The organism is Sulfurospirillum arcachonense DSM 9755 (genome assembly GCF_000597725.1).
GTDB lineage: Bacteria > Campylobacterota > Campylobacteria > Campylobacterales > Sulfurospirillaceae > Sulfurospirillum_A > Sulfurospirillum_A arcachonense.
In genome coordinates this window covers 231,700-257,392 of record NZ_JFBL01000002.1, presented here as the reverse complement: position 1 = coordinate 257,392, position 25,693 = coordinate 231,700, and the positions used below count along the sequence as shown (strand labels likewise).

The 25,693-nt window shown below is 30.6% G+C and carries 27 protein-coding genes; 4 read left to right on the top strand and 23 right to left on the bottom strand.

The window, feature by feature from the left end:
* Positions 1-2 precede the first annotated feature (2 nt).
* Positions 3-386: a membrane protein gene (locus tag K354_RS0102945; protein WP_024954019.1), complete on the top strand. Its 384-nt coding sequence runs from the start codon at positions 3-5 to the stop codon at positions 384-386.
* Between the two features lie 45 nt (positions 387-431).
* Here K354_RS0102945 and hypA read toward each other — a convergent pair whose 3' ends face one another.
* Genes hypA through hypB form a run of 5 tightly spaced genes read right to left on the bottom strand, consistent with a single transcriptional unit; the run spans position 432 to position 3,951 of the window.
* Positions 432-770: a hydrogenase maturation nickel metallochaperone HypA gene (hypA, locus tag K354_RS0102940; RefSeq protein WP_024954018.1), complete on the bottom strand. Its 339-nt coding sequence runs from the start codon at positions 768-770 to the stop codon at positions 432-434.
* The gene (hypE, locus tag K354_RS0102935) at positions 770-1,774 is read right to left on the bottom strand and encodes a hydrogenase expression/formation protein HypE (protein WP_024954017.1); all 1,005 of its coding nucleotides are present in this window, start codon (positions 1,772-1,774) and stop codon (positions 770-772) included. Before hypE ends, hypA begins: the two co-directional genes overlap by 1 nt.
* Positions 1,774-2,895: a hydrogenase formation protein HypD gene (hypD, locus tag K354_RS0102930; protein WP_024954016.1), complete on the bottom strand. Its 1,122-nt coding sequence runs from the start codon at positions 2,893-2,895 to the stop codon at positions 1,774-1,776. The genes hypE and hypD overlap by 1 nt, the downstream gene beginning before the upstream one ends.
* Entirely contained in the window at positions 2,882-3,157 is a 276-nt protein-coding gene (locus tag K354_RS0102925; RefSeq protein ID WP_024954015.1) for a HypC/HybG/HupF family hydrogenase formation chaperone, read from the bottom strand. Before K354_RS0102925 ends, hypD begins: the two co-directional genes overlap by 14 nt.
* An 8-nt stretch (positions 3,158-3,165) precedes the next feature.
* On the bottom strand, positions 3,166-3,951 hold the full coding sequence (gene hypB, locus K354_RS0102920; RefSeq protein ID WP_024954014.1) for a hydrogenase nickel incorporation protein HypB: 786 nt from the start codon (positions 3,949-3,951) through the stop codon (positions 3,166-3,168).
* 122 nt (positions 3,952-4,073) lie between these two features.
* On the opposite strand from hypB, the gene K354_RS0102915 reads away from it, so the two are divergent.
* Positions 4,074-4,772 (top strand): hypothetical protein, encoded by a 699-nt coding sequence (locus K354_RS0102915; protein WP_024954013.1) that lies wholly within the window; start codon positions 4,074-4,076, stop codon positions 4,770-4,772.
* Positions 4,773-4,801: 29 nt separating this feature from the next.
* Here K354_RS0102915 and nikR read toward each other — a convergent pair whose 3' ends face one another.
* From nikR to K354_RS0102880, 7 genes are all read right to left on the bottom strand, one after another.
* Positions 4,802-5,218 (bottom strand): nickel-responsive transcriptional regulator NikR, encoded by a 417-nt coding sequence (nikR, locus tag K354_RS0102910; RefSeq protein ID WP_024954012.1) that lies wholly within the window; start codon positions 5,216-5,218, stop codon positions 4,802-4,804.
* Positions 5,219-5,292: 74 nt separating this feature from the next.
* Entirely contained in the window at positions 5,293-7,506 is a 2,214-nt protein-coding gene (gene hypF / locus K354_RS0102905; RefSeq protein WP_051505381.1) for a carbamoyltransferase HypF, read from the bottom strand.
* On the bottom strand, positions 7,496-9,178 hold the full coding sequence (locus K354_RS0102900; RefSeq protein ID WP_024954010.1) for a hypothetical protein: 1,683 nt from the start codon (positions 9,176-9,178) through the stop codon (positions 7,496-7,498). The genes hypF and K354_RS0102900 overlap by 11 nt, the downstream gene beginning before the upstream one ends.
* Positions 9,178-9,723, bottom strand: coding sequence for a HyaD/HybD family hydrogenase maturation endopeptidase (locus K354_RS0102895; RefSeq protein WP_024954009.1), 546 nt, complete (start codon positions 9,721-9,723; stop codon positions 9,178-9,180). Before K354_RS0102895 ends, K354_RS0102900 begins: the two co-directional genes overlap by 1 nt.
* A gap of 9 nt (positions 9,724-9,732) precedes the next feature.
* Entirely contained in the window at positions 9,733-10,404 is a 672-nt protein-coding gene (cybH, locus tag K354_RS0102890; RefSeq protein WP_024954008.1) for a Ni/Fe-hydrogenase, b-type cytochrome subunit, read from the bottom strand.
* 21 nt (positions 10,405-10,425) lie between these two features.
* Positions 10,426-12,174: a nickel-dependent hydrogenase large subunit gene (locus K354_RS0102885; protein WP_024954007.1), complete on the bottom strand. Its 1,749-nt coding sequence runs from the start codon at positions 12,172-12,174 to the stop codon at positions 10,426-10,428.
* A gap of 17 nt (positions 12,175-12,191) precedes the next feature.
* Positions 12,192-13,349 carry a hydrogenase small subunit gene (locus tag K354_RS0102880; protein WP_024954006.1) on the bottom strand — a complete coding sequence of 386 codons (1,158 nt, stop codon included), beginning with the start codon at positions 13,347-13,349 and terminating at the stop codon, positions 12,192-12,194.
* Positions 13,350-13,936: 587 nt separating this feature from the next.
* Between K354_RS0102880 and K354_RS0102875 the strand changes: the two genes are divergently transcribed.
* A complete protein-coding gene (locus K354_RS0102875) occupies positions 13,937-14,335 on the top strand; it encodes a hypothetical protein (RefSeq protein WP_024954005.1) in 399 nt (132 codons plus the stop codon).
* On the opposite strand, the gene K354_RS0102870 is transcribed toward K354_RS0102875, so the two are convergent.
* From K354_RS0102870 to K354_RS0102815, 11 genes are all read right to left on the bottom strand, one after another.
* Positions 14,300-14,917, bottom strand: coding sequence for a hypothetical protein (locus K354_RS0102870; protein WP_024954004.1), 618 nt, complete (start codon positions 14,915-14,917; stop codon positions 14,300-14,302). The two genes, K354_RS0102875 and K354_RS0102870, sit on opposite strands and share 36 nt — an antisense overlap.
* Before the next feature lie 81 nt (positions 14,918-14,998).
* Positions 14,999-16,033, bottom strand: a complete 1,035-nt coding sequence (locus tag K354_RS0102865) for a CNNM domain-containing protein (RefSeq protein WP_024954003.1) — start codon at positions 16,031-16,033, stop codon at positions 14,999-15,001.
* A gap of 87 nt (positions 16,034-16,120) precedes the next feature.
* Positions 16,121-17,929 carry a menaquinone biosynthesis decarboxylase gene (locus tag K354_RS0102855; protein WP_024954002.1) on the bottom strand — a complete coding sequence of 603 codons (1,809 nt, stop codon included), beginning with the start codon at positions 17,927-17,929 and terminating at the stop codon, positions 16,121-16,123.
* On the bottom strand, positions 17,929-18,873 hold the full coding sequence (hemC, locus tag K354_RS0102850; RefSeq protein WP_024954001.1) for a hydroxymethylbilane synthase: 945 nt from the start codon (positions 18,871-18,873) through the stop codon (positions 17,929-17,931). Before hemC ends, K354_RS0102855 begins: the two co-directional genes overlap by 1 nt.
* A gap of 2 nt (positions 18,874-18,875) precedes the next feature.
* Complete coding sequence (locus K354_RS0102845; RefSeq protein WP_024954000.1) at positions 18,876-19,709, bottom strand: DsbA family protein; 834 nt, start codon at positions 19,707-19,709, stop codon at positions 18,876-18,878.
* A complete protein-coding gene (locus K354_RS0102840; RefSeq protein WP_024953999.1) occupies positions 19,663-20,094 on the bottom strand; it encodes an FxsA family protein in 432 nt (143 codons plus the stop codon). The genes K354_RS0102845 and K354_RS0102840 overlap by 47 nt, the downstream gene beginning before the upstream one ends.
* Positions 20,091-21,797 carry a proline--tRNA ligase gene (locus K354_RS0102835; protein ID WP_024953998.1) on the bottom strand — a complete coding sequence of 569 codons (1,707 nt, stop codon included), beginning with the start codon at positions 21,795-21,797 and terminating at the stop codon, positions 20,091-20,093. Before K354_RS0102835 ends, K354_RS0102840 begins: the two co-directional genes overlap by 4 nt.
* A complete protein-coding gene (gene hemA, locus K354_RS0102830; RefSeq protein ID WP_024953997.1) occupies positions 21,797-23,113 on the bottom strand; it encodes a glutamyl-tRNA reductase in 1,317 nt (438 codons plus the stop codon). The genes K354_RS0102835 and hemA overlap by 1 nt, the downstream gene beginning before the upstream one ends.
* The gene (locus K354_RS0102825) at positions 23,113-23,985 is read right to left on the bottom strand and encodes a polyprenyl synthetase family protein (RefSeq protein ID WP_037940140.1); all 873 of its coding nucleotides are present in this window, start codon (positions 23,983-23,985) and stop codon (positions 23,113-23,115) included. Before K354_RS0102825 ends, hemA begins: the two co-directional genes overlap by 1 nt.
* A 36-nt stretch (positions 23,986-24,021) precedes the next feature.
* Positions 24,022-24,453: a hypothetical protein gene (locus K354_RS0102820; RefSeq protein ID WP_024953995.1), complete on the bottom strand. Its 432-nt coding sequence runs from the start codon at positions 24,451-24,453 to the stop codon at positions 24,022-24,024.
* Positions 24,446-24,730 (bottom strand): DUF2018 family protein, encoded by a 285-nt coding sequence (locus K354_RS0102815; RefSeq protein ID WP_024953994.1) that lies wholly within the window; start codon positions 24,728-24,730, stop codon positions 24,446-24,448. The genes K354_RS0102820 and K354_RS0102815 overlap by 8 nt, the downstream gene beginning before the upstream one ends.
* A gap of 216 nt (positions 24,731-24,946) precedes the next feature.
* On the opposite strand from K354_RS0102815, the gene yedF reads away from it, so the two are divergent.
* Complete coding sequence (gene yedF / locus K354_RS0102810) at positions 24,947-25,537, top strand: sulfurtransferase-like selenium metabolism protein YedF (RefSeq protein ID WP_024953993.1); 591 nt, start codon at positions 24,947-24,949, stop codon at positions 25,535-25,537.
* Positions 25,538-25,693: the final 156 nt, after the last annotated feature.

Genomic DNA, 25,693 nt, shown 5'->3' with positions numbered 1-25,693 from the left:
TTATGTTAAATAAAGACAAAGTTGTAAAAGAAGAAGATATTTTACGAGAAAAAGTTCAAAATCTGCCAGATAATCTCAAAAAACAATTTTATGAAAAAATAGAAAAAGAGATAAAAGATCCTGATACTTACGCAGTACTCAATTGGTTATTTTTAACAGGTATACATCATTTATACTTAAAAAAATGGCTTAAAGGTGCAATAAATCTTATTTTATTCATAGTAGGAATTGTATTACTTTTCGATGAAAATATATATTTTGGAGTTGGAATCGGAATTTTAGTAGCAATATTTATAATAGAGCTAAATGAACTATTTCAATCACAGATAATAGTTCATAATTACAACAATGAAGTTACTCAAAAAATCTTAGAAGAATTGAATTAAAAGCATAAAATATTGGGCATATTCAACAGTATTGCCCAATATAAATTATTCCATCTCTAAACGCATAAGGTACATATCTTCACCATCTAGCACTTCAACATCACCACCACATTTTGGGCATACGAAAGTATTTTTTTCTAAAACACTTTCTTCTTCACATTTACGACAGCCCACGACTAACTCTTGGACATGAATTACAAACTCAGCACCATCACAAATAGTTTTTTCTTTAAATGTATCAAAAGCAGTTTGTAAAAGATGAGGCTCAACTCCACTAAGTTTTCCTATTTTTACTTCTACTTTTTTGATTTTATTTGCATTATTTTCTTGTGCATTCTTTTCACACATATGCAATAAATCCTGTACTATTGAAAACTCATGCATTAACAAATCCTTGGTAAAAGCTCACCCTTAGGAGGCTCTAAAAATCTACTACTTCCCCAAGGAGTATTTAAAATAACTCTATTTTCATATTTGTCATTTACTTTTCCTATAAAAGAAGCTTTTTTTGTTTCTTCAAATTTATGTAGTATATCAAGTGCTTTTTGCTCTTCACCCTCTTCTACACAAAGTACCATAGTACCTTCATTTGCAAATTCATAAGGCTCAAATCCTAGCATTTCACAAATTCCCTTTACTTCTGGAGCAACTGGAATTTTATCTTCATCTACTTCTAAACATACATTTGATGTTTCTGCCCACTCATTTAAAACAGCACTAAGCCCTCCACGAGTTGCATCTCTATAAGCCACAACTTTTACTCCAGCTTCTATTAAAGCTTCAACTGGCTTCCAAAGACTTGCACAGTCAGTTTTAAGCTCAGTCTCTAACTCTATATCTTCACGCCTAGCCAAGATGCATGCTCCATGATTTCCAACTTCGTTTGAAACTAATATAGAATGATTTGGTTTTAAATTATGTGCTGAAATACCTTCAACCATAATTTCACCAACTCCAGAAGTATTGATAAAAAGTCCATCAACACCCCCTTTTGGAACCACTTTTGTATCCCCTGCGACTATTAAAACACCACTCTTTGCCATTTCATCACGCATCGTCATTACAATAGTTTCAAGTTCACTAAATAAAAACCCCTCTTCTATCATAAAAGAACAAGTAAGATACTTTGGCTTTGCACCCATCATAACAAGGTCATTGACAGTACCAGCAATTGCAAGCTTTCCTATATTTCCACCATTGAAAAACAATGGAGAAACTGTAAATGAATCTGTTGTAAAAACAATCCTTTTTGTATTCATAGTAAGTGCAGCAGCATCTTCCATTTTTAAAAGAATATCATTTTCAAAGTGTTTAAAAAATAGATCTTTTATAAGTGATTGTGTCTCTTCTCCACCACCACCATGAGAAAGCAATATTTTTTTACTCATTAAGCACCCTTTGCGGTTAATTTACCGTATTTGAAATAAGCTGAACATGCACCTTCACTTGAAACCATACATGATCCCATAGGAGCACTTGGAGTACAAGCTTTACCAAAAACTTTACAATCATATGGTTTTGCTAAACCTTTTAAAATACTTCCACATATACAAGCTTTATGATCGTCTAACTCTTGTGTAGGTAATACTTGTTTAAACTTAACTTCTGCATCATATGCAGCATATTCATCTTTTAGTTTTAAAGCACTTTTAGGAATATCTCCAATACCTCTCCATCTAAAATGTTCTCTTTTTTTCATATATTTATTGATAAGCTCTTGTGCTTTTATATTACCTTCACGACTAACTGCACGAGCATATTCATTATCAACAAATCGTTTTTCTCCAGTATTAAACTGTCTTACAATTCTTAAAATTGATTCCATAACATCTGTTGGCTCAAACCCAGCAACAACAACTGGAGTATTGTATTTTTCAACAATTGGCTCATATATTTTATAGCCTGTTATAACACTTACATGACTTGGTCCAAGAAACGCATCTATTTTTGCATCTCCATCACCCATAATAGTATCTACTGCTTCAGGAACTGTAACGTGATTTATATGAAAGTATATATTTTTAATTCCCTCTTTTATAACAGTATCTAAAAGTACAGCTGTCATAGGAGTTGTTGTTTCAAATCCTATTGCAAAAAATATTACATTTTTTTCGGGATTTTCTTTTGCTATCTTTATAACATCAAGAGGAGTATACAAAGAACGAATATCTTTACCTTCTGCTCTAAGTTTTTGTAAACTCGTTTGGCTTCCAGGGACTCTAATCATATCTCCTAGAGTTGCTAAGATAGTATTTGGCATCTTTGCTAGCTCTATAGCATGATTAATTCTCTCTTTTGGCATTATACAAACTGGACATCCAGGACCATGAACAAACTCTATAGTCTGAGGTAAAATCTGAGGTAAACCAAACTTCATAATTGTGTGAGTATGCCCACCACAAACTTCCATAATATTTATTTTATGAGTTGCTTCTTTTTTTATAAGCTCAGCTAAGGCTTTAATATGTTCAGGATTACGAAACCCTTCAATTAAATCAACCTTTTGCATAATTCATATCACCTTCTTCAGGATCAATTGCCCCACTATTCATTTCAGCTACTATCTCTTCATATATCCGCAAACTTTCTAGCGCATCTTCTGTATCTATTTTATTCATAGCAAAACCAACATGAATAAGAACATATTCACCAACTGCGACAGGTTCACCTATCAAATCAAGTGTAACTTGGCGTTTGACACCCATAGTGTCAACTGTTGCCATATTGTTTTCATCTATTTCTACTACTTTTGAAGGTATTGATAAACACATACTTTTCCTTATCTTAATGATTGTTTCATTTTAAGGTAGTTAACCCACGTATCAATTCCCTTACCACTTTTTGAATCAACTTCTATTACATCCACTTTTGGATTAAGTTTTCTTGTCTCTTTTATAGCTTTTTCAACATCAAAATCAAAATGAGGAAGTAAATCACACTTTGTTATGAGTAAAACATCTGCTGTTCTAAACATTACGGGATATTTTGCTGGTTTGTCATCACCTTCTGGAACTGAAAGCAAAACAACGTTAAAATGAGTTCCTACATCATATGAAGCTGGACAAACTAAGTTACCTACATTTTCAACAAATACAACATCTAAACCATCTATTGGCATATGATGAAGTCCTTCATGAACCATATGAGCATCAAGATGACATGCTTGTCCTGTTGCTATTTGATGAGCTGGAGCTCCTTTTGCTAAAATCCTATCTGCATCTTGATTTGTTTCTAAATCACCTTCAATTACACCTAACTTAACTCCACCATGATCAATTGTAGCTTCTAAAAGAGTAGTTTTTCCACTTCCTGGACTACTCATGAGATTCACTGCAAGTGCTCCATGTTTTTCAAAATGTTCTCTATTATGCGCTGCTTGAGTATCATTGACATCTAATATCTTTGTAATAACTTCAATAGTTTTTGGATCATTTAACTGGGGGTTGGGGTGTTGCTCATGTGAGTGAGTATGCGCACCATGTCCATGTCCATGATCATGAGTGTGCCCACCATGCTCATGTGTGTGAGCATGAGGGGCTATAGTACATCCGCAATCTTTACACATATATTCTCCTAATGTTTTTTATTTCTAACAAGTCTGAACTGAACTGAATTCATTATAAGCTTTTTGCTTAAGAGATATATAAAATCAGCTATTTCTTAGTTACTTTTAGGAAAAATAATTCTATGAATAATCTAAATCCAAATCTTTGCCCATTTTGTGAGTGCAAACAACTTTATATTGTTTCTAAAACATCATTTAAATGTGCTAAATGTAAAAAAAAATATAGTTTTTCTAAGTTAGAAAAAGATTATGAAATTATGAATTATTTTTGTAATGATATCAGTGCAAAACAGTGTGCAGATGCTTTACATGTAAACTATAAATCGGTTAAAGACAGATATATGGATTTTAGAAAACTTATTCTTTTACATGTAGAAGAAGTCTATGCAAAAAATCTCAATTCTTTTAGTGAATATGAGGAGTACTATTTTTTGCCAAAAAATAAAAGAGGAAAAGTAAAATATTTATTTGATTCAATAGGTATCTTAGGAAAAGTTTACAACAATTCCATATATACTATACTTCTTCCAGACCAATTTTCTCATCTACGAAATGATAATTTATACAATACAGATGTAAATTTTACATATATGAAAGAGTATGCACAATATCTAAATAGACACAAATTAATCCATTATGAAAAATTTGATAGTCAAATATTACGATTTTGGGTATATTTAGAAAAAAAATTACTTCATTTTAAAGGTATTTCTAGAGAAAACTTTGTCTATTATTTAAAAGAGTATGAATTTAAATTCAATAACACACAAAAAGAACAAAAAAATACACTTTGGAAACTATGGATAAATATAAAGAGATAAGAGCCATAGGAATGGCTCTTTAATATATTCTAAGATGCTGGAACGGCTGCTTCAACAAGTTTAGAAAATTTCACACCTTTTAGGCCACCAATTTTTTGAGAAAAATCTTTAATCTCATTTACAGCACCTTGGATCATAATTGTTTCTAAACAATTATCATGATCAATATGTACATGAGTATTACACATGATTTTTATTTTTGCATCATGTTGTATTGTTAATATTCTATCTACTAAATCATTTTGATGATGAGTATAAATCATAGTTAAAACACCGATAACTTCTGTATCATCTTCTTTCCAACTATCTTTTACTAGTCTTTCACGAATTAAATCACGAGTGTATTCACTTCTAGAAGCGTAACCTTGCTCGTTAACCTTTTTATCCAACTCTACCAATAGCTTTTCAGGTAGCGAAACGCTAAACCTAATTACATTGTTATCCATAACTTATCCTTTTTAATTAAAATCCACGTTCTTAGTGTAATATGAATAAGCTTAAAAAGATATAAGAGATAATATTAATATTTATTATGAAGCATATAAAATAATTGTCCAATAGCAATTGAACCATCATTAATAGGGAGTTTACTCTGAAAGATGATATTATTTTTCTTTTTTAAAATCTGTTCTAAAAGAGTTTTATTTTGAAATACCCCACCACTAAGAAGAGCTTGAAAGTCATATTTTTCTATTATGTTGCAAAGTATGTTAACTAAAGCATTCATAAATTTTGAAGCAATCAGTATAGCATTCTTATCATTAATCATTTCTTTGATTGTATGCTTATACTTAATAACACCATCATTTAAGTAAAAATCATATGATTCTCGTATAGTTTCATCATAAAGTCCTTCTAAGATTAATCCACTTTCACCATCATAACTTACTTTATCGCAAACACCACATATAACTGCAACCATATCAAAAAGTCTTCCAACAGCTGAACACTTCGGAGAATTTAACTCTTTTTTATGTATCTGTTTTAAAAGATTGAGCTCAGAATTTTTAAAATTTGTCAGAAATTCTTGATATATAGTATTTTCCTCACAATCAAGAATCATAGATAGTGCTATTCGTTTTATATCTTTTATACTAGCATCACCGCCTAAAAGTAAAAATGGCTCAAAATAGGCAACTCTTTTATATGAATTTCTATCACATATAAAAAATTCTCCACCCCAAATAGTTCCATCATCACCATATCCAGTACCATCCCACGCAATCCCAAGTACTTTTTGATCAATATTATGTTCAAACATACATGCTAAGATATGTGCATAATGGTGTTGTATTTGTATAAAAGGAATATTTTGTGATTTTGCCCATTTTGTTGATTCATACAGAGGATGTTTATCTCCTACAATCAAATCTGGCTCAAAATTATAAAACTTTTTAAATGTTTCTAGTGTCTTTTTAAAAGAATCAATAGTTGCTATATTGTCTAAATCTCCTATATAAGGGCTAAGAATAACTTGATTGTTCATATAAAAAGCAATAGCATTTTTCTGATGTGCTCCAACTGCTAAAATTTTTCGTTTTTCTTTACTGTTGACTCTAAAGGAGATAGGAGTAAGTCCACGAGAAGCTCTCATAATTAAATCTTTGCCATCAATTACTTGCAAGACACTATCATCACTTGCATTTACAATATCTCTATTATAATCCAAATAATAATCTATTACTCCATCTAACTTCATTTTTAAATCATCTTCATTAGTAATTATTGGTTCACCTGATTTATTTGCACTCGTAGCAACTATAGGAAAATTTAACTTTTCTAATAGCATTACATGTAAAGGAGTATAGGCTAAAAACACTCCTAACCTATCTATAAATGGTGCTATTAGTGGACTTAAAGTATTTTCTTTTCTTTTGAGTAATACTATAGGTCTATCATTTGAAGTAACTCTTGTTTTTTCACTCTGATTTATATGACAATATAACTCTATCATTTCAAATGAATTCATCATAAGAGCAAAAGGTTTTGAAGGTCTATTTTTTTTCTCTCTTAAAGAAAGAAGTGTCTTTTCTTTGGTTGCATCACATATAAGATGAAATCCACCCATCCCTTTCATTGCTACAATAAATCCTTCTTTTATAAATATCGCTAGTTTATCAATAGCATCTACGTTTGTGGCTATTATTTTGCCAGTCATATCTTTTAAAGATAATGTAGGCCCACATTTAATACAACTAATAGGTTGTGCATGATAACGTCTATCAAGTGGGTTTTCATACTCTTTTTTACACTCTTCACACATACTAAATGAACTCATAGATGTATTGGGTCTATCATAAGGAACTGTTTTTATAATGGAGTATCTAGGTCCACAATTAGTACAATTGGTAAAAAAGTAATTATATCTTCTATTGTTTTTATCTTTTAATTCATTTAAACAATCATCACACATAGCAAAATCTGGGGAGACTAATGAGTATTTTAACTTTTGCTCAGAGCTTTTACTTATGATAAATTGTTTGAAGTTTTCTAAAGGTAATTCTTTTTTTCTAAGTTGATCAATTCTCGCTAAAGGAGGTAATTGAACATACAAATCTTTTTCAAAACTATTTATATGTTCAACTTCACCCTCTACGGATATTTTAACACCTGAAGAGTCATTTAGTACATAACCATTTAGATTATATTGTAATGCCAATGTATAAATAAAGGGGCGAAAGCCCACCCCTTGCACTATACCTTCTACTGCAAAATTAAAATGTTTAATTATCAATAGGCAATTCTCTATTTAAACAAATTTTAGAACTTGCTTGAATATTTTTACATGCTAGTTCAGCAAATCTTCTAACACCAAAGAATGAGCCACAAAGTAAAGTTTTTTCGCTTGATAAGTTCTCTTTACAAGAATCTGATGAATTTGATAAGAAAAAAGCTAATGCTTCCATCAAACCAAAACTTAAAGTTGTATCATCACTACCAGCAAGTTTAAAACTTATAGAACTTCTAATAAGTTTTAATATATCAAAATCAGATTTTATAGACTCTTTATCAATCAATAAAAAATCTATACTAGGGCCTTTTTGTCCACCAAAATCTTCTGCTAACTCTACTACTTTTTCACTACCATCTTTTATATTATCACTAATTCCAAGTATAACAGCAACTAATCCAAAGATAGTATATATATTGTTTGGAGCATTATCTGGAATTTGATAGTTCAAAGCATTTGCATAAAACTCAGGAAACTGTTGTTTATAATTTGCTAAAAGTCTTTGCCCTATTTCATCTTCTGAGATAGATGCAAAAATCTCTTTAATATCTTTATCAATAGGAAACTTAATCAAATCAAGCATCCCTGTCTTTTCTGAAATATGCATTAACACATCATCATTTGTTTTACTCAAGTAAAAACAACTAACTTTTTTATCAAAAAGATTATGTTCTTGCATAATAGACGCAAATTGTGCATGAGCAGCAACATCAAATTTTTTCAAATTCTTTTTTATTACTGGGGCACTATATCCATCGCCACTTATTATAAGTATTTCACCATTTTCAAGTACACATACTTCAACCTGAGGCAATAGTGTAAATTTTCCATCTATTTCTAAAGCATATTTACATGTAACACTTTTATTTTCGTCTCTATAAATAAAATCGATACCATCTCGGTGAAGTCTTTCACAAATATTTTGAAGTAATAACTCATCACTTAACTTTAATTTCACTCTATTTTCTGCCAAAATATCTTTTGAACTGTATAGTAAATTCACTTTAAATTTAATAGTTGGTTTTTCTAAACTTGCAAGTGCTTTAATTTCATTTTCCCTACAAACAACCATCTTTTCGACAACTGAAAGATCAGTAGGAATAACAATAAAATCTTTTTTTTCTTTAAAAGATTCATCAATTTTTCCAATAACATATGAACCACTAGCAGAATTTATATAAACTTCTTCACCACTACTAACAAGTTTTGATACTTCATCATATAAAGTATCAAAGCTCTTTGTTTCATTTGCATCGATAATTGTTGTAGTATTTTCTTTTAATAATACACCTTTTGCATTAAAAGTAGCAATTCCTACTTCATTATTTATTAATGGATTGAGAAAAAGTACACTATCTTTATCTTGACATGTAAAGATAGTTTTAGGTGTATATGGAACACATAAAGTACATTCATTTATATTTTCCATTGTGTTTTCTATTGTTTCAACAACATTTACTGCTGTTGATTTAAAAAATATTGATAAAGGTAATCTTTGTGCAATAAAATTAGAAAAGTCAGTAAGAACTTGTTCATCACCTTTTACATATAAGTTAATAACATTTTCTTTTTTACCAATTTTATAAGAGATTTCAAAATCTCTACATATACTCTCTAACATATTTTCTAAAAGAGCATTTTGGGAAATATAATGGAACTCAAACGACAATATCATTAGACGATCTCTTCTCTTTCACACGCACTTTGGGCTACTTCTTGAATATCAAAGTTCGCGATTTTTTCATATTTTAAACCCAGTTCACTAATATGCTTTAAAAATGTTTTTTCCATTAAAGCACTTCCTTTAATAACTGGTTCTGACATTTCTAATGTAGTATCAGAAATAACTTCTGGAATAATACCTATGATTTTTGTTGTGGGTCTATCCCCAACCATATCCATCATCATCAAAGTTTGAAGCATCTCAACCTCGTGAGCACTTCCTTGCCATGATATAGAGTTTGGGACATTGTCAAAATCAAAAAAGTAAACATCTCCTATTATACCATCATTTGCATCAACACAATCAAACATTATCATGTAATCATATTCTACAATAATTGGGATAAGACGTTCTGCTAATGTACCACCATCAACAAAAGTAAGAGTATGTTCTTTAGAAGTAAACTTATAATTCTTTTCAATCATGCGGCATAAATGCACGCCGACTCCTTCGTCGGCGCACACTACATTGCCTATACCTAAGGCTAATATCTTCACATTAACTACTTAGTGGTCTTCGTTTATGAATTTATATCCACTGATAATTGAATCAATTAAACCTTCTTTACCCATAATTGAGTTAAAGATTGCCATATAAATATGAACAGGAACAAAAATCAATATACCCCACATTGCTATATGATGAATTTCACGAACCATTGCTAATCCACCCATCATAACTTCTAATGGACGCATATAATCATATAACATTCCACCAATACCATCATGATAAACATGAACATATAAAACAAGTCCTGTTATACATATAGCAAATACCATAGCATATAAACCAATATATGCAACAAACTGTAGCGGATTATATACTCCACGTAATTTAGGATGTTCTCCTAAAAATAGATAATATTTAATCTGCTGTATCCAAATCTTAGGACTAATAAAGTCTAAGAAAGCTATTCTTTCTTTTTTACTTATTCTATCAACAAAGAATAAATAAGTTTTGTACAAAGTAACAGCTATTAATATAAATCCTGCGATCTCATGCCACATTCTAAATTTTGCATTTAAAAATAGCACAGGCTCATCTGATGCATTTGGTGCAACAAAGACATAAGCAAGATAAAAACCAGTCACAGTTAAAACAAATATTGCTATTGCTCTAATCCAATGTGTCCAGCGTAAACCAGCAGAAAATTCAAATTCAATCTTTCTTTTTGGCATTGTTAACTCTCCTTTTGTCTTTTAACAACTTGCACCATTAGGATCTATTTTATAAGAGCCCATCTCATTACCTTTTGTATCCATTACGTGAACTGCACAAGCAATACATGGATCAAAAGAGTGAATAACTCTTATAATTTCTAACGGTTGAGCAAGGTTAGCTATAGGCAAACCAATCAAAGACTCTTCATAAGGTCCTCGAACACCATTAGCATCTTTAGGGCTTGCATTCCAAGTTGATGGAACTACAGCTTGATAATTTTCAATCACACCATTTTTCACTCTAACCCAGTGACTTAATACACCACGAGGTACATTACCCATGTAACGACCTTTGTACTCTTTATTCTTGTCAATTTTATAGCTTGTAAATGTTGAATCATCAACTTTTAAATTTTCAATTAATGCATTAAATGCTTCTAAAGCATTATCAGCAACAACTTTTGCTTCAAGCATACGACAAGCTGTTCTACCAAGAGTTGATGCAACTGCTGTTATAGGAAGTCCCGTATCTTTTAAAAATTGGTTTACTACTTTAACAACACGTTGATTACCTCTAGCATAGTTTATAACTATATTAGCTAATGGTCCTACTTGAAGTGGCTTACCATCATAACGAGGTGCTTTAATCCAAGTATATTTTTCATTTTCTTTAATAACTTTAGAATGAGCTAACTCACCTTTGTCATTAATTGTTTCAGCGTCTTTAAATCCAGTATAGTTAGGATTTGTTTTTCCATCATATGGATGAAGTGCTTCATCATTTTGGTACCAAGCATGAGTTGCCTCTTCTGTGATTTTACTTTCGTCTAAATCATGAATTTTAAACTCTTTACCAGATACTAAATTAATAACATCTTCAGCCATCATCAAACCACTATCAAACATATATTCACTAGCATTTAATGGGAATTCTTTATATGTAAATAAGTTAGCAGTACCAAGACCAGCATTAACACTAGGCTCACCTGCATACATACCACCTGCCATAACAACATCTGGATAATAACAATTATCAATAAATGCTTTAACTTCTTGAAACTTCACTAAATACTCCCCTAAACGTGCAGGAGATTGAAGATCCATAATACAAGTTACACCACCAACAGTTAAGCTTTGTGGATGTGGTTGTTTCGCACCAAAAATAGCCATCATTTGAGCAGCTGTTCTTTGTATCTTAAGACCTTCAAGATAGTGAGATACAGCGATCAAGTTTTGCTCTGGAGTTAGTTTATATGTCGGATGTCCCCAATATGCGTTAGCAAATGGTCCAAGATGTCCTTTTTTAACAAACTCAGCTACTCTTTTTTGTACAGCTTTAAGATGATCTTCACCTGTATACATTGGAGTTTCAGTATATTTAAATGCATCTTTACTAGCTTTTGCAGGATCTGCACTTAAAGCAGAAACAACATCAACCCAATCAAGACCATGTAAATGATAAAAATGAACAGGATGATCATGCATAAATAATGCTGTATTCATTAATGTTCTTGTTAATTTAGCGTTTAATGGAGGCTCAATACCTAAAGCATCCTCAACTGCCATAATACCTGCTTTGTAGTGTGAGTATGTACAAACACCACAAATTCTTTGTGTAAAGAAACCAGCATCTCTAGGGTCTCTACCTTTGAGGATATTTTCTAATCCTCTCCATAGAGTCGCTGAAGAATAAGCTTCCGTAACTACGTTGTTGTCATCTACGATAACTTCAACTCTTAAGTGTCCCTCAATTCTAGTAATAGGGTCAACTACAATTCTTTTACTCATTAATTATTCCTTCTGGCTTATTCTTCAGTTTTTGGAGCGCCTTTTACGGCTGCTATTGCTGCATGTGCTGCGATACCTACTGCTGTTGCACTTAGTACTGCGACACCAACTTTATCTGCAGTCATATCTGCACCTTCTCCATAAACTGTTTGATACAATTTACTACCAAGAGGCTCTTCAAATGGTCCCATAGCATCCCAAAAATCTGGTTCACTACAACCAATACAACCATGTCCTGCTTGAACAGGCCAAGAAGTATGTTGATTAAATCTTTCTCTACTACAGTTATTAAATGTATAAGGCCCTTTACAACCTACTTTGTATAGACAGTAACCTTGTTTTGCACCTTCATCGCCAAATTCTTGTACGAATTCACCTGCGTCAAAATGACCACGTCTTTCACACAAGTCATGGATTCTAAGTCCATAAGCCCATTTTGGACGATTAAAAACATCAAGTGCTGGAAGTGTTCCAAAAAGAATATAGTGAAGTACATTACCAACTATATTTTTCTCACTTGGAGGACATCCTGGTACATTAATAACTGGTTTTCCAGTTACTTTACTTAAACTTTGTGCATTTGTTGGGTTTGGATATGCAGCTTGTACACCACCAAAACTAGAACATGTTCCAATTGCAAAAATTGCAGCTGCAGCATTTGCAGCATCTTGAGCATGTTTACGTCCAGTTTTACCATGAGGTCCAACTGTTAAATAAAAGTCGCTACTTCCATCAGGGATTCCACCCTCAACCATTAATATAAATTTACCTTTATATTTTTCAATAGCACTTTCTAAATTATGTTCTGCTTGCCAACCAGCAGCACTCATAATTGTTTCATGATACTCTAGTGAGATATAATCAAAAATAAGACTATCAATACCTGGTGCATCAGTTCTTAGTAAACTTTCACTACAACCAGTACATTCTGCCATATGTAACCACACTACTGGTAAACGATCAGTAAGTTCCGCAGCCTTAGCCATAAGTGGCGTAAAAGATGAAGGTAAAGAAAGCATTGCTGTCATTCCTCCAGCCCACTTCATAAAGTCACGACGGCTAATACCTTTTTCTTCCATTAGCTGTGAAATTGACTTATCCTCTTTCATCGGTGCGAACTTAGCAAGATCTCCGAGTCTGTCTGAAATCTTTTGGTACAGTTCAGCTTGTTCCATAAGTTTCTCCTATAAGATTTTTTATCTATCAAGAATTCATTCAAATTATGACTTACATTCATTGAATGATTATTCACTTATCATTTAAACAGATTTTTAATAAGAATGAGCATAATATTACATGTTTTTAAGGTAATTATAAGTTATTTGAGAATAATTGTAACATTATAATCGGATAAAAAGAGTGTTTTATTAAAGTTTTATTAAATTAATTTAAAAAAAAATACTTTAAATTGACGAATTAATATAGTTAAATCATATACATATACTATAAATTAAGTTTAAAAAAATAATATATATATTATTTATATTATAGATAAATGCCTAAAATAATTGATTTTAGAGCCTATCTAGGATTTTTACTATTTCAATAATATTTTATAAATTGACGTAATAATAGTATTATTTTAAAAATTATTTACAAATTATAATAATTTTTCTTAATAAATAGTCTTTATTATATCTAATTAATAAATATAAAAATTAACTTTATCCATATAATTTTATTAAAAATAATAGGATGTTTGTTAAACATATATTTAAAAAAAATACTTATAATATCCAAATCACTCAAAGGAATTTACTTCATGCTACTAATGCAACTAAAAACTATAGAAAAATTTGCCTTTTTACATATCGCCCATCATTTAGCTAGAATAGATGGTTTTTTTGGACTAAAAGAAAAAGAAATAATAAATGATTATTGTATTGAAATGGGTATAGATGATATCATCTATGATGAGCAAAACTATTCATTAGATGAGTGTTTATCAAAATTTAAAACTCAAAAAAGTCAAAAAATTCTTCTTTTGGAACTAATGATACTTGTACATATTGATGATAAATTTAACTCTTTTGAAAAAGAGCTTATGACTACAATCTGTACAAAATTTGATATAAAAAACAATGGCATACAATATGCATCATCTTGGGGAAAAGCTGCTTGTGCTCTACGTGAACAAGGGCTCTTGATGATTAATACATAAAAAAGAAAAATGTTTTTTTATAACCTTATCACTAAAAGCTTTTTCATACATATGCATCTCTTGCCAAGTTATACCATCTAATAAATCTGTATGAGATGGTATAACTTTTTCTTCTATTTTTTCAATAAATTGTTTTATTAGTCTCACAAAAAATCCAAATTGAGAAGCTGTCATACTATCTAATATATCAATCAATTTATAATAATTTGAAATTTTTCTTCCACTTCCATCATTTAGTTCAATATTCCATATTTTTTTAGCAAAATCATGTTTGTACTCAACACCATCTCTATGAGCATAAGCAAAAGCCCTTAAGTCTTTTTTAAAATTATTTTTTTGCATATAATCACACTGTTTATTAAAAAAGAGGAATACACATGCAAGGAAAACATCATCACTTGATATAGGTTTGGCTTTTAATTCCTCAAGGGTCATCTCTTCGATGATAAGCTGTTCACGTAAATACTCAAGATGTTTTACACGCCAGTTTTCTTTATCTTTTTTAACTCTTTTTTGCCATTCAATTAATGTAGGTCTTGGAATTAAAAATCTATCAACAAGATGTTTGTAAGAAAATCTCATAAAAGCCTCCCTAATAAATATGAGGATAATTGTATCATAAAGTTATTAATTACCCTCTTTTATTTAATATAAGTAATGCGTTTAGATACTTTTTATTTTCTTTCTCTTTTTCATTTTGTCTTTTGCAAGTTTTCTCATATCTTCAGTAGTATCTAATTCATCCATTATTTCTAGACCTAAAAGTGTCTCTATACAATCTTCTAAAGTTACAATACCTTCTGTTTGACCATAACTATCAGTTACTAAAAACATGTGCTCTTTTCTTTTTATAAACATATCAAGAGTATAAGATACTGGTATATTTTCATGTATAGAAAATATAGGAGATATTAAACTTTCGATAGTTCCTGATTTATCTTCTATGGCTAATTTAAAGATTTGTTTACTATATACAACACCTATAATATTATCTATTGTTTTATCATAAACGGGTATTCTTGAAAACTTCATTGCTCCTTCAGTTTTCAAAACATCTTCAATTTTTGTATTTTTTTCCAAAGCAAACACAACACTTCTTGGCGTTAATATATCATTTACCTTACTTTTACTTAGACTCAAAACATTTTCAATGACATCAGACTCTTTTTCGTCTATATATCCACCATCTTCAACCAAAAGTGCTGTTTGAAGAAGTTCTTCTCTTGTTATTGAGTTATTTGAACCTTTTTTGGATATTTTTTCTGTAATAAACAGAGATACTTTGATAAGTGGATAACTAAAAAATATAAAAACTCTAATAATGTAGGCTGCAATTGGAGCTAATTCTTTGTAGTACTGTGCACCTATTGTTTTTGGAATAATTTCAGATAAAAATAGAATAAGTAGCGTTAAGATAGCTGAGATATAAAACATATATTCCATACCAAACAATCTTGCTGCTTCAGCACCAATACCAGCAGCACCTAGTGTATGTGCAATGGTATTTAAAATCAAAATTGATGCAATTGAAACATCAATATCAGTTTTTAACTTTTCTAAAAGATTACCAACTTTTTCTTTATCTTGTTTAATTACATTAATATGCGACATATTTAAGGATAAAAGAACTGACTCTACAATAGAGCATAAAAATGAAACACCAATAGCCAAAGCTAAATACATAAAAAGTAGAGTCATTTTTTTAGACCTACTGTTTTATTTTTTTGTTTGTTACGCGGCAACTCTATGAAATAACTCATAGAACTCCGCTGTTTCGACGAAGAATCAGACATGGTATTTTTTTAAAAACTCCTTGTTTTTTGTAATTAAGCCTCTTTCTTGAAGGCTTTGTATTGTTTTTTGATCAGTATCAGTATCACCTGGCCACTCTCTTTTATAACCATCTAAACTAGATTTATTTGTTGCATCAACACCTATATACTCATCTTCTAAAAATATATCTCTTTGAGCATCAATGTTATTTACAATCCTCCATATAAGCATATATGGATTATCTAACTCATTTGAACAACTATCAACAAATACTAACAATTTCATATGCTCTTTTAAAGGTTTTAATGCCTTATAAAGCTCAATTGTAGGTCTTTGTTTATCAACGCCTAAAACGACTATTGGTGTCTTTGTATGCGTTTTATACTGTTTAATAGATGTTACATCTTTAACCAATGTTGTTATTTTAGCATAAAGTTTCTCTTCACTCAATAAATTTTTGGATGGAAATTCAACATTATCACCTGTACAATCAACTCCAAGCTTTCCACCATAACATGCATTTGGACTTGCATGGTCTAGTGCATCACAAACACCTTCGCTTATAAGTATGTTTTCACAACTTACACGATCAAGTATATAATCACTAATTTCATCATAATTTTTAAGATCAGGTGCACTCTCTCCGACAAAAAAAGCATGTTTAACAAAACTCATTTGCCCTACTCCCCAAAATGCATGCATAAACTGCTTTGCATGTCCTGGATACATGGTTTTCATCTTTGCTAAAATCAGATTATGAAAAACACCATTTTCAGGCATATTATAATCTATAAGATCAGGAGCTGTTGTTTTTAAAAGTGGTAAGAAAATTCTTTCCGTTGCCCATCCCATATACTTATCTTCTAAAGGAGGTTTACCAACAACTGTCGCTTGATAAATGGGCTTATCTTTTGTAGTTATACATGTAACATCCATGACTGGATATTCTTCTTTTAAAGTGTAATATCCTGTATGATCTCCAAATGGTCCTTCTATTTCCATCTTTGATGGGTCTACCCAGCCCTCTATGATAATATCTGCATCTTCTGGTACATATATTGGATTTGTTAAAGATTTGACTAATCTAGCATTTTCTTCTCGAATAAGTCCATACAATAACAGTTCAAATACACCATTAGGCATAGGAGCTTGTCCACACCAAATGTAAAGAGGATCACCACCAATAGCTACACTTACAGGCATCTTTTTACCAGCTTTTTTATATTCGTGAAAAAAGTGAGCACCATCTTTGTGAATTTGCCAATGCATACCAAGACGTTTATCATCATAAACTTGAAGTCTATACATACCAAGATTTTGTTTTGTTCCATCAAGACTCTCTGTATACACATGTCCCATTGTTATAAATGGTCCACCATCCTCACTCCAAGTTGTCAAAATTGGAAGGTCATTTAAGTCTATATTTTCATGTACATTTTTTTGACAATTTCCTTTTATAGCTAATCTTTTTGGAAATACATTTTTTAAAGAGAAAAGTTTGCCTAACATACCTAGTTTATCCATAAAACCAACAGGTGGTTTCATATGAAGTAGTTCTTCTATTTCATTTGCTATATCATCAGGATGTTTTTCAAAAATAAGCTCTGTTGCTTCGTATGAACCAAAAACATTCATTAACACTGGCATATCAAATTTTTTGTTCAATCTTTTTGAAATAGGATTAGTGAAAAGTAAAGCTTTTGAATCTTCTTTTTTTATTTCTACATATGCAATATGTGGGATTTCAAGGTCAATATCAAGTTCATCATTTATAACTCTTAATAAATTATGCTTTTTTAACTCTTCAATAATTTCTTCCATTAAAATACCTCTGTCATCGCTATGTGTTCAGCCTTTTCTAATAACTCTTTAGCACCACGTTCTATAAATAATTTTGCTAACTCTTCACCTTTTGTTGTGTATTCATCTTTCTTACATGTAAGCTTTTCATAGATTATCTCTTCGCCATCAGGAAGACCCACAAGTGCTTGTATATTTACACTATCACCATCTATTTTTGCATTGATTCCGATTGGTACTTGACAACCACCTTCTAGAACTCTTACAAATTCTCTCTCAATTGTTGTTTCTACTGTTGCATCTTCATCTTTTAAAACAGAAATAATTTTTTCTAACTCTGGAGTATCAACTATCTCTATTCCAAGAGCAGCTTGTCCCATAGCAGGTATCATTAACTCTTCGCTTATCGGTGTAAAGTACTTTACTTCTTCTTGAAGACCAAGTCTTTTAATCCCAGAACTAGCGAGGATGATAGCATCATACTCGCCATCTTTTAGTTTTCTAATTCTTGTGTTTACATTACCACGAAGGTTTTTTATAGTTAAATCAGGTCTTATTTTTAGTATCTGCATTCTTCTTCTAAGACTTGTTGTTCCCACAACTGCTTTTTGAGGTAACTCTTCTATTGAAGAATATTTTTGAGAAAGTAAAGCATCTCTAGGATCATGACGTTTTGTAATAACTGAAAGTTTCAATCCTTCAGGAAATTCCATAGGAACATCTTTCAAAGAGTGAACTGCGATGTGTGATTCACCAGCGAGCATTGAAGTTTCTAACTCTTTTGTAAACAAGCCTTTACCACCAATTTTAGCAAGAGGAGTATCTAAAATCTGATCACCTTTAGAAGTCATAGAGTTTATTACTACGTCTAATTTAGGGTGAGCTTCTTTCAAACGTGCTTGTATATGTTCTGCTTGCCACATTGCAAGTTTACTTTCTCTTGTTGCTATTATTAACCTATCCATTACTACCTCTTCAATAAATTTTTATATTTTTTTCTTGTATTATCTAATTTTTCATTTACAAACAATCTTGGAGTTCCATTTAACATCAGAGCCTCTACTATTTTCATATCAGCTTCCATATGTTTTATAATATCTTCTTGTTCTAACTCTTTAAGTGTTAATTTTGTTCCAATTAGTTTATTAAAAGTATCTAAAACTAATTTATCATCTTTTGTTTCAAAATCAAATACTTCTTCATATACTTTTTTTTCTACATCTTTAAATCCCAATTTTTTAGCTGCCAAAATTGCTTTTACAAGTGTTGGAGCATTTGGGTGTATATTTAAAGGAAAATGATAATAGTAAAGAATAAATTGTTTAGGATGCTTTTGTACAAACTCAATAACCTCAGGTAAAAAACTCATACAAAATGGACACATAGGATCACTAAACACTGCTAATTTATTTGTAGCATCACTGTTTCCTGCTATGATATTTTTTTCATCATAAAACTTTTTATCAAAATCTGGAGAAAAACTATTTTTTATACTCTTAACTGTATTAATATCAACAAAATCTTTTGTTACTACGTTTCCATTTGTAAATATTTTATCCGTTATTGTGATAGACTTATTTTTTCCTACTAAATCTAAATCAACTTTTACAAAAAACACTTTCCAACCAGGAATACTTTTAATATCTTGTTGTCCTGCAATACTAATATTTTTAACTTTATAACTTTTAGTAGCACTAACTGATTTTGATAAAAACTTTAAAATTTTTGTTTCTATTGAGTTAGCAAAAAGTGTATTAACGCTCAGTGCGATCATCAATAACTTCAACATCAATGATTTCATTGTTTTCCTTTGTTCTATCTATATTTTGTATATCATCTATATCAATATTATCTTTTACATGTAAAATCTTTTTAGCAAACAGTGTTGCAAAAAAAGAAAATTGTAAAAAAAGGCCTATAATATCACTAAAAAATCCAGGAACAATTAATAACAATGCCCCTAATAGTGTAAAAGCATTGAGCTTTTGAAACTCTTGCATTGAAATTGTTCTTTTTTGCATAGCTTGCATACTTTCCATCAAAGTATTACGAAAATTTGCCAATAGTATAAAACCTACCATAGCAGAAAATATAATTTCTAAAAAGGTCGCAAGTGCACCAATATTAGAAGAGATATTAACACTTACAAATACTTCTAAAAGTAAATATACTAAAAAATAATTCAAGCTAAAAGTTCCTTTATTTTACTTTCTACATCATCAACGCTAATCGTTGTTTTTTCCAATGTTTTTCTATCTACTAACTCAACATTTCCCTCTTTTAAACCCTTCCCTAAAATAAGAGCATAAGGAAAACCTATAAGCTCAAAATCTTTTATTTTTGGTCCAAATCTATCTTTTCTATCGTCTAATAAAACTTCTATACCACTATCTTTAAAAGTTTTATAAAGTTTTTCACCATATTCAAGTTCTTCTTCATTTTTCACATTAGATACAATTATATCTAATTCAAATGGCGTAGTTTGTCTATTCCAGATACACCCTCTTTCATCATGACTCGCTTCAATCATAACAGCGACAAGTCTACTTACACCAACACCATAACATCCCATGTAAAATGCTTGAGACTTTCCATTTTCATCTAAAAATGTAGCTTCCATAGCAGCTGCATACTTTTGACCAAGTTGAAATATATGCCCTACTTCAATACCTTTTGTAACACCTAATTCCCCACCACAACAAGCACATTTATCACCAGCACTTACTTCAACTAAATCTATATATCTACTATCTTTAAAGTTAAACATACCAGCACCAACAAAGTGATACTCATGTTCATTTGCACCACAAATAAGATTTTTTTCATCTTTTAATTCAGAATCAATATAAAAATTTATATCTTCAGGTAAGCCAATAGGACCACATGAACCAGCTACTAGTCCAGCATCTTTTACTTCTTGCTCCGTTGCATCAACTAATTCAAGAGCACCACAAGCATTCTGTGCTTTTGTCTCTTGTAAGTTATCATTTCCTCTAACGATAAAAAGAACAACTTCTTCTCTATCTTCATATATCGCTTTTTTAATCACGGCTTTTGTTGTATAAAATGAATCTATTTTAAAAAACTCTGCAACATCATCTATAGTGATACAGTTTGGTGTATGAAATTTTGCTGCATCTGCTTCTGGAGCTTCAACAGTAGTTGTTTTTTTGGCACGTTTTGCTGCTTCTATATTTGCTGCATATTCACAATTGTTACAAACGATAATATCATCTTCACCATTATCAGCCAATACCATAAACTCTTTACTACCACTTCCACCAATAGCACCACTATCAGCATCAACAGCTCTAAAATCAAGTCCTAAACGTGTAAATATTTTTCTATACGTTGTTTCCATCTTATCAAATTCTACTTTCATAGACTCTTCGTCTTTATGAAAACTATATCCATCTTTCATTATAAACTCACGACCTCTTAAAAGACCATATCTTGGACGTCCTTCATCTCTAAACTTTGTAGTGATTTGATACAGATGCAATGGAAGTTGTTTATAACTATTGATTCTATTTCTAACGATATCTACAACAACTTCTTCATGAGTTGGTCCTAAAACAAAATCATTATTTTTTCTATCGTGAAGTCTTAAAAGTTCTTTCCCAAAAGCATTGTATCTACCACTTTGTTTCCAAAGTTCAGCTGGAGTTACAACACCCATTTGGATTTCACACGCACCAGAACTATCCATCTCTTCTTTAACGATATCTCTTATTTTATCTAAGACTATTTTACCCATTGGTAAGAAGTTATATAATCCACTACCATATTGTGATACAAAACCTGCACGTACTAAATACTTATGACTAGGTAATGTTGCATCTTTTGGTGCTTCTTTTGTTGTAGGGGCAAATAGGTTTGTAAATCTCATTAATTATCTCCGTTTTTTTCAATTTCTATGTGATATTCACACTTATACATGTTTAATTTTTTTATACTATCTTCATCCATTTCAAAAATTTCTTGGATAGATTGTACTAGAGTATCTGCTTCTGGTTTTTCAGCTAACTCTTTTAGTTTTTTTGTTGGAGTGTGTAAAAAAGAGTTAAAAGCACAATGAAGTATCTTTTCTACTGTCTCTTCATACTCTTCAGGGATATAACCTTTTTTAACTGAACGTTTTATCTCTTTAACTGAACACTCTTTAGCTTTATCCCTTAACTCTTTTATGATTGGATCAATACTTAGAGTTTGTAACCATTTGAAAAATTCCATGGTTGAGCGACCTACTATAGAAAACGCTACTTTTGCTTGTTCTTCACGTAAAGACAAGTTTTTAGCTACTATCTCTTCTAAATCATCAACCGCGTAGATATCAACATCATCCATATCACACTCTTCAATGTCTCTTGGTACTGCTATATCAAACCAGTATCTATTGAAGTCTCTGCTTTCAACCATACTTTTTGTTATTACATAATGAGGTGCTGATGTTGCAGAAAAGAGTAAGTTATAAGTATTTAATAACTCTCTTAAGTTACTAAGAGGTTGAGCACTTGCTAACTCTCCTAACTCCTCGGCTAGCTCCTGTGCTTTTTCAAGTCTCATACTCACAACAATAACATTAACACCACTTGATATTAAATGTTTACCAGCAAGTGCACTCATCTCTCCAGCACCAACTAATACAGCAGTTGAACCTTCAATACTTCCTAAAATATCTTTTGCCTTAGAAACAGCAACACTTGAAACAGAAATAGGATTTTTAGATATGTCTGTGCTTGCTCTTACATCTGCTGCACATCTAAAAGTATGATGCATAGCACGACTAAGTTTTTGCGAACAATAACCTTTTTCAGTAGAAAATTTAAATGCGTCTTTAAGTTGTCCAACTATTTGAGTTTCACCAATAACTAGACTATCCAATGAAGATGCCACTGAAAACAGATGATGAATCGCTCCATTGTCCTCATATATGTCTGCACGTTTTTCCAACTCTTCTTTATCTATTTTTGAAATAGCTGATAATTCTGATAAGATATATTTTATTGATTCATCACAGCTACTTACACTTGCTATTAATTCCACTCTATTACAGGTAGACAAAATAATAGATTCATTAATATGCTCAAAGCTTTGCAACTTATCTAAAAAGCTTACTTTTTTATCTTCATTTGCAAAAGATAATCTTTCTCTTACTTTTATATCAGTATTCTTATGAGTAAAGCTTATTGTCAAATAGTGCATTAAAAATCCCTCACAATCATCTCTTTGATAATCTTTTCTAATTCAGGTGCATTTTCCTTTTCAATAGCTTTTAGTGCTTCATACCCCAAAGCTTTTGCATACTCTATAGAGCGTTCAACGGAACCTGTTTCTTCAAATTTTTCTTTTATCCATGAACTCTCTTCAAAACTTAAATCTTTTGCAAAAAGAGATAAAAGTTTTGTTTTATCATCATTGTTAAGTTTTTCATACATGTATAGATATGGAAGAGTGGTTTTTCCCTCTCTAAAATCATTTAAAGCAGGTTTTCCTAGTATTTCACTTGAACTCGTTATATCAAGAACATCATCAATAACTTGAAAAGCAAGCCCTAAATTTTTCCCATAAAGTGCATATTTATCGGTATCTTTTTTAGCTAAATATGCTGCACTAAATGCGGCTGCTTCAATCAATGAAGCTGTTTTTTTATAAATCATATCAAAATATATATCTTGGTTTGTATTAAAAGAGGAAGCAAGTTCAACATCTAAAAGTTCACCAACAGAAAGTTTAGTAACCGCGTCAGCTACACTTCTTGCTACTTCACTTGGTAAATAAGTAAGTTTTGTAAAACCTTTTGAGTAAAGAATATCACCAAGCATAATAGCCGTCATATTTCCAAACTCATGATTTATAGAAGTAACTCCCCTTCTAGTATCAGCCTCATCAATAACATCGTCATGAAGTAAACTAGCTGCATGAATGAGCTCAACTATTGAAGCTAGTTCAATAGCCTCTTCGCTTTGATTTGCAATTTTTAAAATAAGCTTTGCTCTTAATCTTTTACCTTTAGGAACTTTTTCATACAGTTCCAAACTTCTTGAATCTCCAATTGATTCAATATGTTTTTTCATTAATGATTCTACTTGTTTTAACAACTTTCTCCGCCTCTATTTCTCATTTTTTTCACCAAAATCAACTAAAATTCTACTCTTGTTATCTTTTATAAATATATCAAAACTCACTTCTTTGTTTCCTTTATCTATGTCCGATAGTACTAACAACAAATATGTTCTATTTTCTATTCTATTACTTCCATCAGGCAAAAGATAAAATTTTGCTCTATCTAAAGATCTTTTTTTATATAAAATATATTGATGAGGATACCCTTGATGATTTACTAAAGTGGTAACTCTATCTTTAATAATCGAAGTCCATCTAAAAAAAAATTTATCTTTTTCTACTCCACTTGCATTGATTCCAATGACAGCTACTTCATCTTTTTTAAGCTTATAGGTATACTGGTGAGTCCAATTAGACTTTTTATCTGCAGCATTTAAAAAAGATACGAGTAAAATAAAAGAAATTAAAATTTTACTCATTTTGCGTTAATATATCTCCCACAGTAGATATAAAAAAATCCACTTTTGCATTGTGAATATCATCTTGTTTCTCTGAACGTATAATACTTATTTCTGTTTCTATATCAATACCCTCTTTAAGAGCAAGTTTTTCTAAAATCATTTCCATAGCAACATGCCTTTCAACATGTTTTTCTAATGCATCTTGAACTAAATTTTTATTCGCATTGAATAAAATATCAAAAAATTTACTCCTAGGACTTCCTACAAAAAAATCATCTTCATCTTCATATAGCATATCTTTTCCTTTAAAAGAAAAGATTATATCACATAGTTACAAAAGTATATCTTTGATATAAAGAAAATTTGTTTTTTTAAGACAAATTTGTTACATGTAGTTCTTAAACTCTAAAATAATCATTAAATAAGATAATATCAAATTGTATTTTAATTAAAATTTAATTAAAATGATTATACATACGTTGGATTTAATCTATATTTGAGGAGTCTAATAATGAGAACTATCGACTGCAGAGATATGCCTGTTCCAAAACCTGTAGTACTTACAAAAACTACTCTTGATGAGCTACCAAAAGATTCAGTAATTACAGTGATAGTCAACTGTGATATGTCTGAAGACAATATACTTACTTATGCTCAAAACAAAGGTTATTTTGTAAAAAGGGAACAAAAAAGAGCTGGTATTTTTATTACTATCTCAAAAAAATTTTCTTGTGATATAGACGAACATCATAAAAAAGAAAAACAAATAGAAAATAGAGCAATAATCATCACTTCAGATTGCATAGGAAGAGGTCTGCATGGAGATTCTTTAATGCAAGAATTTTTAGACTCAATTCTTTTTCAAAAAACTCTTCCATCAAAATTAATTTTTTTAAATAAAGGTGTAAAACTTACCTGTGCAAAAACTGAAAATAATTCTATCAAAACACTAAAAAAAGTAGAAGATAAAGGAGTAGATATTTTAGTTAGTCTAACGTCTTTAGAAGAATTAGATATGCATAAACAGCACCAAATAGGAACTCAAATTTCTATGTATGAACTTGTTGAAACTATGATAAATTATGAAACTTCAACAATATAAGATATCGACAATAAGGTACTTTACATATTATTTTACATAAAATAATATGTTTTTAAATATGTAATATTTTACTAATAACGTTTGGATTTTAAAAAGCTATTTTACTTTATTTTTTAAATGGAGTATAATAATAATGCGGGTGAAGTTATGATAAGG

Coding starts and splice junctions, on each gene's coding strand:
- K354_RS0102945 (WP_024954019.1), top strand. CDS start 3: ATGTTAAATAAAGACAAAGTTGTAAAAGAAGAAGATATTTTACGAGAA.
- hypA (WP_024954018.1), bottom strand. CDS start 770: ATGCATGAGTTTTCAATAGTACAGGATTTATTGCATATGTGTGAAAAG.
- hypE (WP_024954017.1), bottom strand. CDS start 1,774: ATGAGTAAAAAAATATTGCTTTCTCATGGTGGTGGTGGAGAAGAGACA.
- hypD (WP_024954016.1), bottom strand. CDS start 2,895: ATGCAAAAGGTTGATTTAATTGAAGGGTTTCGTAATCCTGAACATATT.
- K354_RS0102925 (WP_024954015.1), bottom strand. CDS start 3,157: ATGTGTTTATCAATACCTTCAAAAGTAGTAGAAATAGATGAAAACAAT.
- hypB (WP_024954014.1), bottom strand. CDS start 3,951: ATGTGTAAAGATTGCGGATGTACTATAGCCCCTCATGCTCACACACAT.
- K354_RS0102915 (WP_024954013.1), top strand. CDS start 4,074: ATGAATAATCTAAATCCAAATCTTTGCCCATTTTGTGAGTGCAAACAA.
- nikR (WP_024954012.1), bottom strand. CDS start 5,218: ATGGATAACAATGTAATTAGGTTTAGCGTTTCGCTACCTGAAAAGCTA.
- K354_RS0102900 (WP_024954010.1), bottom strand. CDS start 9,178: ATGATATTGTCGTTTGAGTTCCATTATATTTCCCAAAATGCTCTTTTA.
- cybH (WP_024954008.1), bottom strand. CDS start 10,404: ATGCCAAAAAGAAAGATTGAATTTGAATTTTCTGCTGGTTTACGCTGG.
- K354_RS0102885 (WP_024954007.1), bottom strand. CDS start 12,174: ATGAGTAAAAGAATTGTAGTTGACCCTATTACTAGAATTGAGGGACAC.
- K354_RS0102880 (WP_024954006.1), bottom strand. CDS start 13,349: ATGGAACAAGCTGAACTGTACCAAAAGATTTCAGACAGACTCGGAGAT.
- K354_RS0102875 (WP_024954005.1), top strand. CDS start 13,937: ATGCTACTAATGCAACTAAAAACTATAGAAAAATTTGCCTTTTTACAT.
- K354_RS0102870 (WP_024954004.1), bottom strand. CDS start 14,917: ATGAGATTTTCTTACAAACATCTTGTTGATAGATTTTTAATTCCAAGA.
- K354_RS0102865 (WP_024954003.1), bottom strand. CDS start 16,033: ATGACTCTACTTTTTATGTATTTAGCTTTGGCTATTGGTGTTTCATTT.
- K354_RS0102855 (WP_024954002.1), bottom strand. CDS start 17,929: ATGGAAGAAATTATTGAAGAGTTAAAAAAGCATAATTTATTAAGAGTT.
- hemC (WP_024954001.1), bottom strand. CDS start 18,873: ATGGATAGGTTAATAATAGCAACAAGAGAAAGTAAACTTGCAATGTGG.
- K354_RS0102845 (WP_024954000.1), bottom strand. CDS start 19,709: ATGAAATCATTGATGTTGAAGTTATTGATGATCGCACTGAGCGTTAAT.
- K354_RS0102835 (WP_024953998.1), bottom strand. CDS start 21,797: ATGAGATTTACAAACCTATTTGCCCCTACAACAAAAGAAGCACCAAAA.
- hemA (WP_024953997.1), bottom strand. CDS start 23,113: ATGCACTATTTGACAATAAGCTTTACTCATAAGAATACTGATATAAAA.
- K354_RS0102825 (WP_037940140.1), bottom strand. CDS start 23,985: ATGAAAAAACATATTGAATCAATTGGAGATTCAAGAAGTTTGGAACTG.
- K354_RS0102820 (WP_024953995.1), bottom strand. CDS start 24,453: ATGAGTAAAATTTTAATTTCTTTTATTTTACTCGTATCTTTTTTAAAT.
- K354_RS0102815 (WP_024953994.1), bottom strand. CDS start 24,730: ATGCTATATGAAGATGAAGATGATTTTTTTGTAGGAAGTCCTAGGAGT.
- yedF (WP_024953993.1), top strand. CDS start 24,947: ATGAGAACTATCGACTGCAGAGATATGCCTGTTCCAAAACCTGTAGTA.